A 15960-nucleotide genomic window follows, 5' to 3' on the forward strand; every position below is an offset into this window, starting at 1 on the left:
AAAGTGACGCCGTGAGAAACCAACCGGTCCGTGACGCCTACTCGTACATGTCGGAGCAGTACATCGCCTTGTTCGATGGTGACTGGCAGGCCCACGCGGACGACGCGGCCCTCGTCCGAGGTCACCTCGTCGGCCTGGACGGCACGGTGCTCGATCTCGGTTGCGGCCCCGGCCATTGGAGCGCCTACCTGCATTCGCTCGGCGCCGACGTGACCGGCGTCGACTTGGTCCCCGAGTTCATCGACTACGCCCAGACCAACTTTCCCGGGCCAGAGTTCCAGCTCGGAGAGATGACCGACCTGGACCTTCCCGCCCATTCGGTGGCCGGCATCCTCTCCTGGTATTCAACCATTCACATACCGCCACCGGAGCTGGACGGTGTGCTAGCCCGGTTCCGCCGGATGCTGACCCCTTCCGGGAGGCTAGTAATCGGCTTCTTCGACAGCGACGACGGGGTGGCCGCGTTCGATCACAAGGTCCACACCGCATACCGCTGGCCTGTGGACGAGTTCTCCGCCCGCCTGAGAGAAGCCGGTTTCACCGAACTTCAGCGTCTTAGGCAGCAGTTTCCGGGCCGCAAGTGTGCGGCCATCGCCGCAGCAGCCGCTGCGTCATAGTGGCCGACTGACCAGCCCTGCGGCCGACGCGCATGCTCGGCGGCGACTGCTGCGCGCCGACGGTGCGGTCACCTCCGCGGTGGCGTTACTTCATCACGCGTCCCCGGCGGGCTGGTAGAACGCGGTGGTGGCCTCGACCGCGGCCGCGACCTGGCTCGGTTCGCCGCCGCCGGCCAGGTGGGCCTCGCCCCAGGCGGCGGCGCTACGCCGGCTGAACTCGCGGCCGGCGGGCGATGCCCTGAACTCCTCGTGGTCAAGGACCTCGCCGTCGCCCAGGAAGCCGGCGATCATGCTCCGTTCGGTAGGGAACCCCTCGTGCCTACGCTTCTTCGTTGGGCCCGCCAGGCTCGTCGTTGGCGGATTGCCGGGCAATACGTCTGCCGCGGGCGAGCTCGGTCTCCAGTGCGTCTAGTCGCTGGTCCCAGAGCCTGCGGAACCGGTCCAGCCACGCGTCAACCTCGCTCAACGGCCCGGCCTCCACGGCGTAGAACCGACGAGCCCCCTCAGCCCGGACCGACGCGAACCCGTGCTCACGGAGAACCCGCAGATGCTGGGAGACAGCCTGCTGCGACAGTGCGAACTCGACCTGGATCACATCTGTGGTTGCGCCAGCGGTCCGCACGGCGCCGGGTACACCCTCCACCAGCTGCGTCACTCCGGGTTGACCCACCTGGCCGCCAAGGGCCGCAGCGCCGCCGAGCTGCAGGCCAAGTCTCGCCACCGGCACCTGGCCACCCTCGGCATCTACGTCCGCCTCGGCGAGGAGACCTCCGCCCGCATCACCGCCGAGAACGATCAGCACCACCGCCGACACCGGCGCTGACATCCCGTCCCACTTACCGAGATCACGGAAAACGGCCGAATCGGCTGCCGGGCAACCTCGCCTTGAGGAACTACGCCCCAGGTGAGGGCCTAGATCAACTGCTTACCGTTGTTTTTGGTCTGGAAACTACGGGCGGCCCGGACCGCAGAGGTGTGGTGGGTCAGCCGGCGTAGGCAACGGCGACGTCGAGGATCCAGGTGACGCCGAACCGGTCGGTGAGCATCCCGAAGCCCGGTGCCCACTGCGAGGGGCCGAACTTCTCGACGATCTCGGCGCCGTCGGAGAGCTTGTCCCACAGCACGCTGACCTCGTCGGCGGTCTCGCCACGGACGGAGACGAAGAACCGCTCGCCGGTCAGGGTCATGCCGTTCTCGCGGGTGGTGGCTGCGGCCGGTGACCCGGCGGGTGCCTGGCTGGGCACGTCGTAGGCCATGATGCTGAACCCGTTGTCGGCCGTGACCTGGCCGAAGACGACCTTGTCGGCGTCCGGGAGTTCCCTGGGCATGCCGAAGTCGCTGTAGGCGACGACGGTGAGGTGGCCGCCGAAGACGCACTGGTAGAACTCCAGCGCCGCGCGGGCGTCGCCGCGGAAGTTCAGGTGCGTGGTGGTGGTGATGGCCATGTGGGACTCCTTGGTGAGGATTCTCAGGCGTGCAGGGGATGAGCGGCTCCCGGCGCCACCGAAGCACCGCGCGGGACCGACTCGAGTTCGAGACTCCCAGCAGTAGGTGACAGGAAGTGGCACCTACTGCGGGCAGAATCAGGCTTGTGCCGAAAACCTCCGCGCGACTGCTGGCCCTGCTGTCGTTGCTGCAAACCCGCCGGGACTGGTCCGGCACCGCACTGGCCGACCGCCTGGACATCAGCCTGCGCACCGTGCGCCGCGACGTCGACCGGCTGCGCGAACTCGGCTATCCCATCGCGGCGGTCAAAGGCCCCGACGGCGGTTACCGACTCAGTGCGGGCACCGAACTGCCCCCGCTGCTGTTCGACGACGACCAGGCCGTCGCTCTCACCGTCGCTCTGCAGATCAGCGCGACCACCCTCGGCGGCGGCCTCGCCGAGGCCGCCGAACGGGCGCTGAACACCATCCGCCAGGTGCTGCCCTCCCGGCTACGGCACCGCATCACCGCACTCGACGTCACCGCCGTCGAGCGGCCCACCACCCGGCCGGCCGAACCGGTCGACGCTGACATGCTCCTGACCATCAGCGCCGCCGTACGCGCCCACGAGAGCCTGCGCTTCGACTACGGCACCGACAGCGCCGCACCGCCGCGCCGCACCGAACCACACCACGTGATCACCCGGCACGGCCGCTGGTATCTCATCGCGTGGGACCTCGACCGCGACGACTGGCGCACCTTCCGCGTCGACCGGATGAGCCTACGCACCCCCAACGGGCCACGCTTCGCTCCCCGCACGCTGCCCGGCGGAGACATCACCGCCTACGTCACCGGCGTCTTCCGCGGCTCCGGGGACGCTTCAGGAAGCTGGCCGTGCCAGGGCACGGTCCTCCTTGACCTGCCCGCCGCCACCGTGGCCCGCTACACCCGCGACGGCCTCGTCGAGCAGATCACCCCCGACCGCTGCCGACTCACCCTCGGCTCCTGGTCCTGGCCCAGCCTCGCCGCCGCCATCGCCCGCTACGACGCCGACATCGACGTCGAAGGCCCCCACGAACTCACCGCCGCCTTCGCCCACCTCGCCCGCCGCCTCACCACCACCGCCGCCCGCGCACCCACCCCCACGCCCCCACCACCCACCGACTAATCTGCTGCCATGACGATGCGCCCCATCCGGATCATCGGCGACCCCGTGCTGCGCACCCCCTGCGACCCCGTCACCACCTTCGACGCCGCCCTGCGCGCCCTGGTCACCGACCTGATGGACACCCTCCTCGGCGCCCCCGGCCGCGCCGGCGTCGCCGCCCCCCAGATCGGCGTGAGCGCCCAGGTGTTCGTCTACGACGCCGACGGCCACCGCGGCCACCTCATCAACCCCACCCTGGAACTGTCCGACGAACTCCAGGACGACGACGAGGGCTGCCTGTCCATCCCCGGCCTGTACTTCCCCACCCCCCGCGCCCTGCACGCCACCGCCCGCGGCGTCGACCAACACGGCGAGCCACGCACCGTCACCGGCAGCGGCTTCCTCGCCCGCGCCCTGCAACACGAAGCCGACCACCTCGCCGGGCGCCTCTACGTCGACACCCTCACCGGCGACACCCGCCGCCAGGCCCTGCGCCAGATCCGCGCCGGCCGCTTCGACTCACCCAGCCGCCCCTGAACCCACCCCACCGGTCTCCGGCCGGGCCGTCAACGTGTACTCCCCGTACCCGGCCACCTCGGTGAACCCCAACCCCCGGTACAGCCGCACCGCCGCGGTGTTGTCCGCCCGCACGTTCAACGTCACCCACCGCACCCGCCCCAGCAACCGCCGGCACAACGCCGACACCGCCACCCGCGCCAACCCCCGACCCCGGTAGCCGACCCGGGTCGTCACGTTGCCCAACGCCGCCACCCCCCACGTCGGCGAATACACGTGCACCCCCGCCACCGCCACCAACAACCCGTCGCGGCGCACCCCCACGTACTGACCGGTGTCGAGCATCCTCGGATCGAACCAGTTCTCCGGGTACGCCTGCGCGTACAACTCGGTCAACTCCGGCAGCTGCGCCGCCGTCAACGGCTGCGCCCCACCGTCCCCACCGGCCAGCGCCCCCGGATCGGTCAACGCCATCTTCACGTGCGCGCCACCGTCGACCACGTCGAAGCGCCCCCGCAGCACCGGCAGCAGACCGGGGGAGAGGTGCGCGTACAACCGGGCCGGCAACACCGGCGCCACCTGCGCCAACAACGCCGCCAACCCCCGCCGACCCGCCTCGTCGGCGAACGCCAACACCGTCGGCGGCGTCACCGCCCGGTACAGCAACACCACCTGCTCACCCCGGCGAAACCACGACGTGTACGGCCAGAAGAAGTCGTCCAGGTCCCCCAGCTCGTACGCGTGCAACGCCGGATCACGGCCCAACAGCCGCCCCAGCAGAGCCCGGTCGTGCTCCACACGCAACGACATCCACCGATGATCACACACTCGCCGCAGGCGGACACCCCTCGGCAGGCAGGTGCTCGCGCGCCCACCGGGCCAGGGCGTCCAACGCCGGCAGCACCGCCACCCCGTGCGGCGTCAACTCGTAGCTCACCCCCAGCGGGGGACCCTCACGCACCGTGCGACACACCAGACCCGCCCGGGCCAACTCACCGAGACGGTCCGACAACACCGACTCGCTGATCCCCGGCAACGCCCGGGTCAACTCGGCGAACCCCGCCGGCCCCCGCGCCAAGGTGCCCAACAGCACCCCGTTCCACCGCTTGCCCAGAAACGCGAACGCCCGCGTCAGACCCGCATCGCACGAGCGGGGAGTCTCGCCGACAGGGGAGCGCAACGACATGCACTCAGCGTACGGGCCCGCCCGCGACAGAAACAACTTCGAAAATACTAGCTGCTACTGTCGCGGCAGCTACTTCCTTCCCGCACACGAAAGGCACCACCCATGACCGACACCACCACACCCGACCTCATCACCCTGCACCCCACCGCCCAAGCCCAACTCTTCACCGACGCCCGCACCGCCAGCACCTTCACCGACGAACCCGTCACCGACGCCCACCTCCGCGCCATCCACGACCTCGCCAAGTACCCACCCACCGCCAGCAACACCCAACCGCTGCGCGTGTTCTACACCCGCCCCGGCGACGCCCGCGACCGCCTCATCGCCCACCTCAGCCCCACCAACCGCGACAAGACCGTCGCCGCCCCCGTCGTGGCCGTCCTCGCCGCCGACACCGACTTCCACGAAAACACCCACCGCACCTTCCCCACCCGCCCCGAACTCCGCGACGCCTTCGCCACCCACCCCGACCGCGAAGCCATGGCCCGCTTCAACGCCACCCTCCAGATCGGCTACTGGCTCCTCGCCGTCCGCGCCGCCGGCCTCGCCGCCGGACCCATGGCCGGCTTCGACAACGCCGGCGTCGACCGCGAATTCTTCACCAACACCACCTGGCGCTCCCTGCTCGTGGTCAACATCGGCAAGCCCGGCCCCGACGCCTTCCCCCGCCTGCCCCGCCTCGACTACGACGACGTCGTCCGCCACGCCTGAACCCGCGCCGGCCGGCACCCGGTCTCACCCACCCCGCGCCGGCCGGCACCTCACCCCGCCACCCACTGCTCGAAACCCAACCGCGCCACCAACACCAACACCACCGTCACCAACACCACCCGCACAAAACCCGACCCCCGCCGCAACGCCATCCGCGCCCCCACCACCGCCCCCGCCACATTGCACACCGCCAACGCCGCCCCCAACCACCACCACACATGCCCCATCACCCCGAACACCACCAACGCCCCCACATTCGTCCCCGCGTTCACCACCTTCGCCATCGCCGAACCCCGCACGAAATCCGCCCCCACCACCACCGTGAACACCACCACCAGAAACGTCCCCGTCCCCGGACCGATCAACCCGTCATACGCCGCCACCCCCACCCCCGCCACCAACACCGCCGCCACCACCCGCCCCCGCGTACGCCGCTGCGGCCGCGCCACCAACCCCCACCCCGGCCGCACCACCACGAACACCGCCACCAACACCAACACCACCAACACCACCGGCCGGTACGCCGACGCCGGCACCACCCCCGCCAACGCCGCACCCACCCCCGCCGTCACCACCGCCAACCCCGCCGCCGGACCCACCACCACCCAGTCCACCGGCACCCGCCGCGCATACGTCACCGCCGCCGTCGCCGTCCCCGCGATCGCCGCCACCTTGTTCGTCCCCAACGCCGTCGCCACCGGCACCCCCGCCACCAACAACGCCGGCAACATCAACAACCCACCACCACCGACCACCGCATCCACCCAACCCGCCAGGGCAGCAACCACCAACAACGCGCCCAACGACCCCGCATCCAGCTCCACGGGCGGCCATTCTTCCCACCCCACCCCACCCACCGGCACCCCCCGTGGCACACCTCACCCCGCCGGGCCGCCGCACGCCTCACACCCGCCAGCGGGCACCCCCGCAGGGCATCAACCGAGGTCGACGACGAGGGGCCGATGATCGGAAATGGTCGTCGCGGGCGTACTGACCGCAGTGACGGGCGGAAGACGCTCACGCCCACGACGATCGGCGAGAACATGGTCCAGCTGCACCCGGGGATGAGCGGCGGGATACGTGGGCCGACGCCCCAGCGGGACCCACCCGGAGACCAACCGAGCGGCACCGGCGGGCAGGTTCAGATCCCCCAACAGAACCCGGGGAGCGGGCAACGCACGCAGGGCCCGCACGCTGCGCCGCAACTGACGGGCATTCCAACCCGGAACGAACGACAGGTGGGTCGCCGCGACCGTGACCTCGCCCTGCGGAGTCTCCAGGACAGCGGCGAGAACCACCCGGGGCTCGTCACGCAGCAGGACCACCCCACCCCCGGGAAGATGAATGGGCGCACGCACCGGGGCCGGCGCCAGCCGGACGACATGCCAACCACGCACCGGATAACGGCTGACCAGGCCGACCCCGTAACAGGGCTCACCACGCCCGTCATCGTCATGGCGCGGCCGGCGGAAGTCCGCCCCGGGGGTGCCGACGATGGCGGCGGCGAAACGATGCTCGGACGCGCCCAGCGCCCGGGCGGCAACAGCGGTCAGATCCAGATTGCCGCTGCGGCTCTGATCCCGGTCCACCTCCTGCAGCGCGAGGACATCGGCATCCAGGGCGGCAACGGCAGCGGCGAGCCGATCAGGGTCGACCAGCCCGTCGTTGAGGGATCGGCCGTGCAGCACGTTGAAGGTGACCAGGCGCATCCTTCGCAGCCTACGGAGGGTGTGGGAGGGTTGCCCAATGCTGAAGCTGCTGGTGTGTTCGATGGCGGTGTTCGTGGCACTGGGATGGGCAGGGCTGTGGTTACGGCGCCGACGGGGACTGTGACGCCCCCCGGCACCACCATCTCCGACCACGGGCCCCTCGTCGTCGGGCTCGGCTGACCCTCACCCCACACCACCCGGCACCAACCCCACCAACGCCCGGTTCGTGCGATTCGACCGCACCGCCGCCCGCTGCTGACCCGCCGTCACCTCGATGTACGTCTGCGACGACGCCAACGACGCGTGCCCCAACAACCGCATGATCTCCGCCGCGCTCGCCCCGTCCTCGGCCAACCGCGTCGCGAATGTGTGCCGCAACGCATGCAACCGCGCCCCACGCGGCACCCGGTCCACCAGCCCCGACCGCCGATAACAGGACTCCACCAGGTACTGCAGACCACCCCGCCGCAACGGCTCACCTCGCCGGTCCACCAGCAGCGGCGACTCCGGCCGCACCGACCGCGACCCGAACCGCCGCACCCGACTCTCCAGATACGCCACCAGCACCCCGTCCAGCTCCGGCTCGATCGGTACCGCCCGGGGCCGGCCACCCTTGCCCGCGACGTCCACCCGCCGCTCACCCGGCCGCCCCACCAGCGAACCGACCCGCAACGCCAGCAGCTCCGACAGGCGCAGCCCCGCGCAGAGCGCCAAGGCCACCACCGCCAAGTCCCGCTCCGGCCACGGGTCCCGCTGCCGGCCGTCGTCGCGCGACACCGCCGTCAGCAACCGCTCCGGGGTGTCCTCGCCGCGCAGCGGCTTGGGCTGGGGGAGCGGGGCGCGGGGGCGGTCCACCGCCGGCATCGGGTTGCCCGCCACCACCCCCTCGGCGACCAGGAACGAGAAGAAACTGTTCCACGTCGACCAGGCCCGGTGTACCGACGCCACGGCCCGGGGAGCGGCGAACCGGGCGAACGCCGCCCGCAGGACCCTGGGGGAGAGGGCGCTGATCGGCAACGCCTCCGCCGACAGGGCGGGGATGACGCCCTGCGCGGCCAGCGCCGCGACGCTGTGCAGGTCCCGCCTGTAGGCCGCCAGGGTGTGCGGGGACGGCTTGCGGGTGGCGCGCGCCGTCAGGAACTCCTCGATAAGCCCGACTACCGAATCGTCCTGTTTGTCATGCATAAGAGATATTATGCATGATTCTCGGGTTTCGGGCGAGTCCCGACGCGGGGGGAGCGGGACCCGATCGAGCAACGGCCGCCGCGCTAGGACGGCCTTCGCCGACTAGTTCCGCGTCCGCAGCCGTGCTGCGCGGGCGACCGCCGCGGACGCAGCCGCTCCGACTCGGCCGTCGACTGTTCCGGCTGCTCGGGCGCACGTCCGACCCGGAGCTCGGGACGGGTGTGAGCGGCGCGGCGGTGTTTGGTGGCCGCGCCGGGTGCGGCCCGAGCCCGCCGCCGGGACGGAGTCGCCCCGGCGCACGGCAAGCACGGCGGTGCGGCGGGAGCGAAGCGGCCACTACTTCGAAGCGGCTACCAATTCACAGCCTCACCATTCGTTGCCGAGTTGCCCGGCGTCGCATCGGCACCGGCCCGTGCCGTCCGGCCACGTTTGCGGCCGTCGTGCCCACTGCGGCGGCGCGGGGACGTCGGCCGGGGCGGTGACACCGAAGGGTGGCCCGCGACGGTGGCCGGGCGAGAGGTGAGGGGCGAGGGCCTACTGCTGGGGAGGCCCTCGTGAACCGCTACTTTACATAATGTGCATTATCGAATCCGGGCCGAGGAGTCGTCTCGGCCCGCTCAGGCGGCGGTGTGTCGTGTCCCCGCGGCGCGCCGATCGCGCTCGGCGGCGAGCCACCCGACCGACGTTCCCGGGTGTCACCGCGGGCCGGCGGCGGGTGCGGAGTTCGGGCCGGGTGCGCCGGTCGGGCGTACTCCGTCCATGAGGTTGCGCACGACGGCCCGGACGAAGTCGTCGGTCAGGGGTTGGTCGCGCATCATCAGTCGGTACAGGCAGGTCCCCCAGAGTTGATCGATGAGGACCTCGGCGTCGGCGTCGCAACGGATCTGCCCGCGCTCCTGCGCGGTGCGCAGGGCGGCCAGGCCGACCGCGCGCCGTGGCGTGGAGTAGGTGCGGCGGAAGCTCTCGGCCAGCAGCGGGTCGGTCTGCGCCGCCCCGAGCAGTTCGGCGGTGACCTTGCCGGCGGGGGTGGCGCGCAGGAGCTGCGCGTACGTGAGCAGTTGTGTGGTGAGGTCGTGTTCGATGTCCCCGGTGTCGGGGACGGCCAGGGCCGCGTCGACGGTGCGGGCGTAGCCCTCGATGGCCAGCGCGCCTCGGGACGGCCACCACTTGTAGATCGTCGTCTTGCTCGCTCCAGCCAGGGCGGCGACACGTTCGATGGTGAAGGTGGCCATTCCCTCGCTGAGTAGCAGGTGGCCGGCGGCGGCGAGGATCTCGGCGCGGACCTGTTCGGTGGGTCGGCGGCCGCGGCCGCGCCGCAGCACGCCCTGCGGGGGCTCGGCGGGTGCGGGCTCGGCCTGTCGGGCGCGGTCGTCGGGAGTGGCCGGCAGGCTCATGCGGTCATGCTCGCACGAATTATATGGACGTTGCGTTCATAACGTGGTTGGGTGGATCCAGAGCTGGCTCGGAAGTGGCGGCCGCATTCTGGTGTGTCGCCCGGCGTCCGGGTTGACCTGTCCGCGCGTCAGCGGTGGGAGGGAGCATGATGGGTCATACCGCCACGCAGGAGCCCGACCGGCCGGAGATCGGGAGGCCCACGCCGCTTCCGGCTGACGATCCGACCCGCGAGTTGGTCGTGGTTGATCCCGATTCGTCCGGCGTGGCGCACGTTTCGCTGGCCGGTGGGACGTACACGGTGTTGGTGACCGGGAAGCAGACCAACGGGGCCTACTGCCTGCTCGACATGTACGTGCCGGCCGGGGGTGGTCCGCCGTGGCACCGGCACAATTTCGAGGAGATGTTCACGGTCGTGGAGGGCAGCGTGGATTTCTTCTTCCGTGACACGGTGACCAGCGTGTCGGCGGGGTCGACGGTGAACATCCCGGCCAACGCCCCGCACCGGTTCCGCAACAACTCGGATGGGTCGGTGCGGATGCTCTGCCTCTGCGCTCCGGCCGGGCAGGACGAGTTCTTCATGCGCTGTGGTGACCTCGTCGACTCCCGTACTGCTCCCCCGCCGGAGCTCAGCGAGGAGGAGCTCGGCGAGCGGCGGCAACGTGCGCTCGATCTTGCCCCGTTCTACGCCAGCGAGATGTTGCCGCCGGGCGGGCAGTGACGACGGGTGGGCTTTCGGGTTGGCCGTGGGGCCCGTCCGAAGCCGGTGTGGCGGGGTGGGAGTTTTTCGTGAACTTCCGGGAAGACAAGGGGCATGCTTTCTGGATTGGATCGGCGCCACACCGTCGCACCGCCCGGTTACAGCAGGTGGTTGATTCCGCCTGCGGCGTTGGCGGTGCACCTGTGCATCGGCCAGGTCTACGCGACCAGCGTGTACAAGAACTCCCTGATCACCCACTTCGACGTCAGTCAGACGGCGATCGGGGTGATCTTCAGCATCGCGATCGTGATGCTGGGGTTGTCGGCCGCGGTGGCCGGGACCTGGGTGGAGCGCAACGGGCCGCGTAAGGCGATGTTCGTCGCGGCGTGCTTCTGGGCGGTGGGGTTCCTGGTGGGTGCCCTGGGCATCGCGACGAGTCAGTTGTGGCTGTTGTACCTGGGTTACGGGCTGCTCGGCGGCATCGGCCTGGGCATCGGCTACATCTCCCCCGTGTCGACGTTGATCAAGTGGTTTCCGGACCGGCCGGGCCTGGCGACCGGTTTGGCGATCATGGGGTTCGGGGGTGGCGCGATGGTGGCCTCTCCCCTGTCGCGGCAGCTTCTGTCGCTGTACGACCCGGGCTACGACCCGGGCAACTCGGCGTCGACGGCCTCGGGGTCGGCGCTGGTGTGGCTGTTCGTGACGCTCGGTGTCGGCTATTTCGTGATCATGATGTTCGGGGTGGCGAACGTGCGGGTGCCGGCGCCCGACTGGCGGCCGGAGGGGTTCGACCCGGCGCGGGCGGCGGCGAAGCCGATGGTGACGCTGGCGAGTGTGTCGGCGGCGAACGCGCTGCGTACGCGGTCGTTCTGGTTGTTGTGGGTGGTCTTGTTCTGCAACGTGACCGCCGGGATCGGGATTCTGGAGCAGGCGAGCCCGATGATCCAGGACTTCTTCCGCTCCGATGGGGTGTCGGCGGTGTCGGTGGCGGCGGCGGGTGGGTTCGTGGGGGTGTTGTCGCTGTTCAACATGGCGGGCCGGTTCGTGTGGTCCTCGGCGTCGGACGTGATCGGCCGTAAGGCGGTGTACGTGCTGTATCTGGGTGTGGGGATGGTGCTGTACCTGCTGTTGGCGCTGTCCGGGCAGGTGGCGACGGCGTTGTTCGTGTCGTTGGCGTGCGTGATCCTGTCGTTCTACGGGGGTGGGTTCGCCACGATGCCGGCGTACCTGCGGGATTTGTTCGGGACGTACCAGGTGGGGGCGATCCACGGGCGGTTGTTGACGGCGTGGTCGGCGGCCGGTGTCGCCGGTCCGTTGATCGTCAACGGGTTCCTGGACGCGGAGGGTGAGCCGGGGACGTTGACCGCGGCGGCGTACCGGCCGGCGTTGTTGACGATGGTCGGGGTGCTGGCGGTGGGGTTCGCGGCGAATCTGCTGGTGCGGCCGGTGCCGGAGCGGTTCCACGAGCCGGCGTCCGTCGGCACGGGTTCGGTGGAAGGGGGCAAGGCGTGAAGGCGTCGGGTTCGTCCGGGCAGGCGGCTCGGTTGTGGATCTCCTGGCTGTTGGTGGCGGTGCTGCTGGGCTACGGGGTGGTGCAGACGGTGCTGACGGCGGCGAAGTTGTTCACCGGCTGAGGGCGCGCGCCGAAGGCGGTCCCTCTCCCCCGCGTTGGGCGGTGTCACCGCGCGACGGTGGCGAGGGCGGTGTCGTCGCTGGTCGCCTAGGCTGCCGGGGTCGGGTCGTCGAGGTGAGGGGTGGTCAGGGTGGCGCAGTTGCGGGTCGGGGATCTGGTGGAGGATTTCGAGTTGCCGGACGAGTCGGGGGTGTCGCGGCGGTTGTCGGAGTTGTTGGCGGCGGGGCCGGTGGTGTTGTTCTTCTATCCGGCGGCGATGACGCGGGGGTGCACGGCGGAGAGCTGTCATTTCCGGGATCTGGCGGCGGAGTTCGCGGCGGTGGGTGCGCAGCGGGTGGGGATCAGTCGGGATCCGGTGGCCAAGCAGGCGGAGTTCTCCCGGTTGCACGGGTTCGACTATCCGTTGTTGTCGGATGTGGATGGTGTGGTGGCGCGGCAGTTCGGGGTGTTGCGGCGGGTGCCGTTGGGGCCGTTGAGCGCGCGGCGGATGACGTTCGTGATCGGGGTGGACCGGCGGGTGGTGGAGGTGGTGCACAGCGAGTTGGGGATGAACGAGCATGCGGATCGGGCGTTGCGGGCGTTGGGGGGCTGAGGTGGGGGTGTCGCAGCGGGCTGGTATCAAGGCAGAAATCAAACAGGTGTACGGAAGAGGGTTGTGATGGGTGCCGCGGGTCAGGGTTTGTCCAGTGACGAGGTGCAGAGCATCCGGGAGGCGTTGGCTGCCGGCCGGAAGCCGAAGGTGGTGTTCACCTCGTCGGCGGGGCAGGTCGCCGGGCAGGTGGGTCAGGTGGTGGGGTTGACCGATCCGGCGGTGTCCGACGAGTTCGTGGTGGTGCGGTTCGGTCGTGACGAGTTGCCGTTCTCCCCCGCCGATGTGGCGGTGGCGCCTCGGGGTGCGGGGCGGAAGGTGGCGGAGGTGCGGGTGGAGCCGGAGCCGGTGGCGCCGCCGGTGGTGGAGCCGGAGTTCGTGTTGGACACGCCGCGGGTGCCGGCGGCGCGGCGGGAGGAGCCGAGGGTGGAGTCTGCGCAGGTGGAGGTGAAGCCGGCGCGGCGGCCGGTGAAGGCGGCGAAGGCGAAGGGCCCGGCGGGTCTGACGGTGACGTTGGCGTACGCCGATGGTGAGTGGACGGTGGCGGCGCAGCAGGGGGCGAAGGCGTTGGCGAAGCCGTACGTGGTGAAGCCGGCGGAGGCGTTGCGGATGGTGGCGTTGGTGGATGTTCCGGGGGTGCAGGAGGCGGTGGAGCAGATCGTGGGTGCGGAGCGGGCGGAGGCGGAGCAGCAGGCGGAGCGGTTGCGGGCGGAGTTGGCGGAGATCGAGGTGCGGTTGGCGGAGTTGCGTGAGGCGGGCTGACCGTCTGTTGGTGTGCTTGTCCCCCGCCCTCGTCGCTGTCGCGGCGGGGGCGGGTTGTCGTGTGGGGTCAGAAGTAGTCGTGCAGGTGGGCGGGGCCGGCGGCGGCGAGGAGGTCGAGGGGGCGGGGGTCGGTGTTGGCGTCGGTGTGCAGCAGGCCGGCGTGGTGGAGGGTTTCGGCGTTGCTGGCGCCGGTGTAGAGCTGGGCGAAGCCGCGGACGGTGAGGTGCAGGGGGGTGTCGGTGTGGGTGGGGGTGAGTTCGGCGGTGCCGTCGGCGATGTCGAGGCGCCAGGTGCCGGTGTTCCAGTCGGCGAGGTCGTCGTGGAGGGTGAAGGTGGTGGTGCCTCGGGTGTGGGTGGGCCAGCCGCGTTGGGCGATGGCGCGGGTGACGTCGACGGGTCGGTGCATCCAGGTGTCGCGGTGTTGTTCGCGGGCGGTCTCGACGGGCAGGTGGGCGGTGACGGCGTCGCCGTCGAGGAGGTGCAGGCGCAGGGTGGGGGCGACGCTGGCCCAGCTGGCGAGGGAGCCGATGAGGGCGCGGGCGGCGTCGGCGGTGGTGGCGTGGATGTCGTCGACGGTGAGGACGGCGTCGGTGCCGTAGCCGCGGCCGCGGTTCCAGGTGGCGTAGCCGACGAGCTGGTGGTCGTGTTCGACGAGGGTGAGTCCGTCGGTGGGCAGGGTGTCGGTGGGGTGGACGTGTTGGGGGCCGCGTCGGGTGAGTAGTCCGCGGCGGTGGCGGGTGACGTGTTCGTAGAGGTCGGTGACGGCGGGTAGGTCGGTGGGGTGGCCGTCGCGGATGGTGAGGTGGGGTGCGGGGCGGTGGCGGGGCAGGGCGGTGGTGGTGATGTCGAGGGTGCGCAGGGCGCCGGCGACGTCCCAGCCGCAGGCGCGGTAGGGGGCGGTGGTGGTGGGGAAGAGTGCGCTGACGGCGGCGCCGCGGTCGTGTGCGCCGCGCAGTAGTGCGGTCAGTAGGGCGCGGGCGACGCCTCGGCCTCGGGCGGCGGGTGCGACGGCGACGCCGGCGACGTCGGCGGCGGTGACGGGGCGGCCGTTCCACCATTGGTGGTGGTGCAGGTCGACGGCTTGGCCGAGGAGTTGTCCGGCGGTGTCGAAGGCGCCGTGGCGGGTCGCGCCGGGGGGCATGGTGGTGGCCGGGGGTGGTGGTTGGGGGTCGATGCCGAAGGCGTGCTGGCGCAGGGTCCAGGCGGCGGGGAGGTCGTCGGGGGTGAGTTCGCGGATGTGGACGGTGGGTTGGGGCATGGGGCGACGATAGTGGTGGGCTGGTGTGCTGCGGGTGGGGTTTTGCCCGTGGGTGGTGCGTCGAGGGCACCGCGCCGGTGTGCGGTGCGGTGCCCTCGGGGTGTGCGTGGGTCGGGTCAGTGTTGGGGGATGTGGGCGACGCCGATGCGTTTGCGGAACACCCAGTAGGTCCAGCCCTGGTAGGCCAGGACGATGGGGGTGAAGATGACCGCCACCCAGGTCATGATCTTGAGGGTGTAGGGGGTGGAGGCGGCGTTGACGGTGGTGAGGGTGCCGGCGGGGTCGCCGGTGGAGGGCAGCACGTTGGGGAACAGGGCGGCGAAGAGGGTGGCCACGGCCAGGGCGATGGCGACGGCGGTGCCGGTGAAGGCCCAGCCTTCGCGGCGCCGGTGGGCGGCGGCGAGGCCGGCGAGCAGGGCGATGGCTGCGGCGACGGCGAGGGCGACGGCGGCGGTGCTGGAGCGGATGGTGAGGGTCCAGCCGAGGAACGCCACGGCGAGGGCGGCGGTGCCGACGCCGAGGCGTACGGCGAGGGCGCGGGCGCGGTGGCGGATGTCGCCGACGGTCTTGAGGGCGATGAAGACGGCGCCGTGGGTGAGGAAGAGGGCGGCGGTGGTGGCGCCGCCGAGCAGGGCGTAGGGGTTGAGCAGGTTGAGCAGGCCGGCGGTGTATTCGTGGTCGGCGTCCAGGGGTACGCCGCGCAGGATGTTGGCGAAGGCGACGCCCCAGAGGACGGCGGGGAGGAGGGAGCCGACGAAGATGGCGGTGTCCCAGCGGCGTTTCCAGGTGTGTTCGGGGCGTTTGTGGCGGTATTCGAAGGCGACGCCGCGGATGATGAGGGCGAGCAGGATGAGCAGCAGCGGCAGGTAGAAGCCGGAGAAGAGGGTGGCGTACCACTCGGGGAAGGCGGCGAACATGGCGCCGCCTGCGGTGATGAGCCAGACCTCGTTGCCGTCCCAGACGGGGCCGATGGTGTTGATCAGGACGCGGCGTTCGCGGTCGTCGCGGCCGAGTACGGGTAGCAGCATGCCGACGCCGAAGTCGAATCCTTCGAGGATGAAGTACCCGGTGAAGAGGACCGCGACGAGCAGGAACCAGATGGTGGTGAGTTCCACGGTGGTCTCCGGGGC

At 70.8% G+C, this 15960-nt stretch carries 20 protein-coding genes; 10 read left to right on the top strand and 10 right to left on the bottom strand.

What is annotated here, in order from left to right:
* The first annotated feature begins 47 nt into the window (after window positions 1-47).
* A complete protein-coding gene (locus ACLQ2V_RS22465) occupies window positions 48-617 on the top strand; it encodes a class I SAM-dependent methyltransferase (RefSeq protein WP_120730846.1) in 570 nt (189 codons plus the stop codon).
* Window positions 618-710: 93 nt separating this feature from the next.
* Here ACLQ2V_RS22465 and ACLQ2V_RS22470 read toward each other — a convergent pair whose 3' ends face one another.
* Complete coding sequence (locus ACLQ2V_RS22470) at window positions 711-908, bottom strand: hypothetical protein (protein WP_425720529.1); 198 nt, start codon at window positions 906-908, stop codon at window positions 711-713.
* 256 nt (window positions 909-1164) lie between these two features.
* On the opposite strand from ACLQ2V_RS22470, the gene ACLQ2V_RS22475 reads away from it, so the two are divergent.
* Window positions 1165-1440, top strand: coding sequence for a hypothetical protein (locus ACLQ2V_RS22475; protein ID WP_425720530.1), 276 nt, complete (start codon window positions 1165-1167; stop codon window positions 1438-1440).
* Window positions 1441-1600: 160 nt separating this feature from the next.
* Here the strand turns inward: ACLQ2V_RS22475 and ACLQ2V_RS22480 are convergent, their stop codons facing one another.
* Complete coding sequence (locus ACLQ2V_RS22480) at window positions 1601-2062, bottom strand: VOC family protein (protein ID WP_425720531.1); 462 nt, start codon at window positions 2060-2062, stop codon at window positions 1601-1603.
* Between the two features lie 146 nt (window positions 2063-2208).
* On the opposite strand from ACLQ2V_RS22480, the gene ACLQ2V_RS22485 reads away from it, so the two are divergent.
* Together ACLQ2V_RS22485 and ACLQ2V_RS22490 are read left to right on the top strand one after the other, a co-directional pair.
* Window positions 2209-3210 carry a helix-turn-helix transcriptional regulator gene (locus ACLQ2V_RS22485; RefSeq protein WP_425720532.1) on the top strand — a complete coding sequence of 334 codons (1002 nt, stop codon included), beginning with the start codon at window positions 2209-2211 and terminating at the stop codon, window positions 3208-3210.
* Between the two features lie 9 nt (window positions 3211-3219).
* Window positions 3220-3726: a peptide deformylase gene (locus tag ACLQ2V_RS22490; RefSeq protein ID WP_425720533.1), complete on the top strand. Its 507-nt coding sequence runs from the start codon at window positions 3220-3222 to the stop codon at window positions 3724-3726.
* Here ACLQ2V_RS22490 and ACLQ2V_RS22495 read toward each other — a convergent pair.
* Together ACLQ2V_RS22495 and ACLQ2V_RS22500 are read right to left on the bottom strand one after the other, a co-directional pair.
* Window positions 3709-4515 (bottom strand): GNAT family N-acetyltransferase, encoded by an 807-nt coding sequence (locus tag ACLQ2V_RS22495; protein WP_425720534.1) that lies wholly within the window; start codon window positions 4513-4515, stop codon window positions 3709-3711. The genes ACLQ2V_RS22490 and ACLQ2V_RS22495 overlap by 18 nt on opposite strands.
* Before the next feature lie 10 nt (window positions 4516-4525).
* Window positions 4526-4891, bottom strand: a complete 366-nt coding sequence (locus ACLQ2V_RS22500) for a winged helix-turn-helix transcriptional regulator (protein ID WP_425720535.1) — start codon at window positions 4889-4891, stop codon at window positions 4526-4528.
* Window positions 4892-4993: 102 nt separating this feature from the next.
* Between ACLQ2V_RS22500 and ACLQ2V_RS22505 the strand changes: the two genes are divergently transcribed.
* Window positions 4994-5602 carry a malonic semialdehyde reductase gene (locus ACLQ2V_RS22505; RefSeq protein WP_425720536.1) on the top strand — a complete coding sequence of 203 codons (609 nt, stop codon included), beginning with the start codon at window positions 4994-4996 and terminating at the stop codon, window positions 5600-5602.
* Between the two features lie 50 nt (window positions 5603-5652).
* Here ACLQ2V_RS22505 and ACLQ2V_RS22510 read toward each other — a convergent pair whose 3' ends face one another.
* The 4 genes from ACLQ2V_RS22510 to ACLQ2V_RS22525 all read right to left on the bottom strand — a co-directional run bounded on the left by ACLQ2V_RS22510 (window position 5653) and on the right by ACLQ2V_RS22525 (window position 9890).
* Window positions 5653-6420: a TSUP family transporter gene (locus ACLQ2V_RS22510; RefSeq protein ID WP_425720649.1), complete on the bottom strand. Its 768-nt coding sequence runs from the start codon at window positions 6418-6420 to the stop codon at window positions 5653-5655.
* A 117-nt stretch (window positions 6421-6537) separates the two neighbouring features.
* Window positions 6538-7311, bottom strand: coding sequence for an endonuclease/exonuclease/phosphatase family protein (locus ACLQ2V_RS22515; protein WP_425720537.1), 774 nt, complete (start codon window positions 7309-7311; stop codon window positions 6538-6540).
* Window positions 7312-7494: 183 nt separating this feature from the next.
* Window positions 7495-8496 (bottom strand): tyrosine-type recombinase/integrase, encoded by a 1002-nt coding sequence (locus ACLQ2V_RS22520; RefSeq protein WP_425720538.1) that lies wholly within the window; start codon window positions 8494-8496, stop codon window positions 7495-7497.
* 695 nt (window positions 8497-9191) lie between these two features.
* Complete coding sequence (locus ACLQ2V_RS22525) at window positions 9192-9890, bottom strand: TetR/AcrR family transcriptional regulator (protein ID WP_425720539.1); 699 nt, start codon at window positions 9888-9890, stop codon at window positions 9192-9194.
* Between the two features lie 239 nt (window positions 9891-10129).
* On the opposite strand from ACLQ2V_RS22525, the gene ACLQ2V_RS22530 reads away from it, so the two are divergent.
* The 5 genes from ACLQ2V_RS22530 (at window position 10130) to ACLQ2V_RS22550 (ending at window position 13572) form a co-directional block, all read left to right on the top strand.
* On the top strand, window positions 10130-10609 hold the full coding sequence (locus ACLQ2V_RS22530) for a cupin domain-containing protein (RefSeq protein WP_425720540.1): 480 nt from the start codon (window positions 10130-10132) through the stop codon (window positions 10607-10609).
* A gap of 93 nt (window positions 10610-10702) precedes the next feature.
* On the top strand, window positions 10703-12100 hold the full coding sequence (locus ACLQ2V_RS22535; protein WP_425720541.1) for an OFA family MFS transporter: 1398 nt from the start codon (window positions 10703-10705) through the stop codon (window positions 12098-12100).
* Window positions 12097-12222, top strand: coding sequence for an MFS transporter small subunit (locus tag ACLQ2V_RS22540; protein WP_425720542.1), 126 nt, complete (start codon window positions 12097-12099; stop codon window positions 12220-12222). The genes ACLQ2V_RS22535 and ACLQ2V_RS22540 overlap by 4 nt, the downstream gene beginning before the upstream one ends.
* A gap of 129 nt (window positions 12223-12351) precedes the next feature.
* A complete protein-coding gene (locus tag ACLQ2V_RS22545) occupies window positions 12352-12813 on the top strand; it encodes a peroxiredoxin (protein ID WP_425720543.1) in 462 nt (153 codons plus the stop codon).
* Window positions 12814-12879: 66 nt separating this feature from the next.
* Window positions 12880-13572, top strand: coding sequence for a hypothetical protein (locus ACLQ2V_RS22550; RefSeq protein WP_425720544.1), 693 nt, complete (start codon window positions 12880-12882; stop codon window positions 13570-13572).
* Between the two features lie 67 nt (window positions 13573-13639).
* On the opposite strand, the gene ACLQ2V_RS22555 is transcribed toward ACLQ2V_RS22550, so the two are convergent.
* Both ACLQ2V_RS22555 and cydB read right to left on the bottom strand, forming a co-directional pair.
* The gene (locus ACLQ2V_RS22555; protein WP_425720545.1) at window positions 13640-14830 is read right to left on the bottom strand and encodes a GNAT family N-acetyltransferase; all 1191 of its coding nucleotides are present in this window, start codon (window positions 14828-14830) and stop codon (window positions 13640-13642) included.
* Between the two features lie 116 nt (window positions 14831-14946).
* Window positions 14947-15945: a cytochrome d ubiquinol oxidase subunit II gene (cydB, locus tag ACLQ2V_RS22560; protein WP_425720546.1), complete on the bottom strand. Its 999-nt coding sequence runs from the start codon at window positions 15943-15945 to the stop codon at window positions 14947-14949.
* Between the last annotated feature and the right edge of the window lie 15 nt (window positions 15946-15960).

The sequence above is a fragment of the Micromonospora sp. DT233 genome (assembly GCF_049841815.1).
GTDB lineage: Bacteria > Actinomycetota > Actinomycetes > Mycobacteriales > Micromonosporaceae > Micromonospora.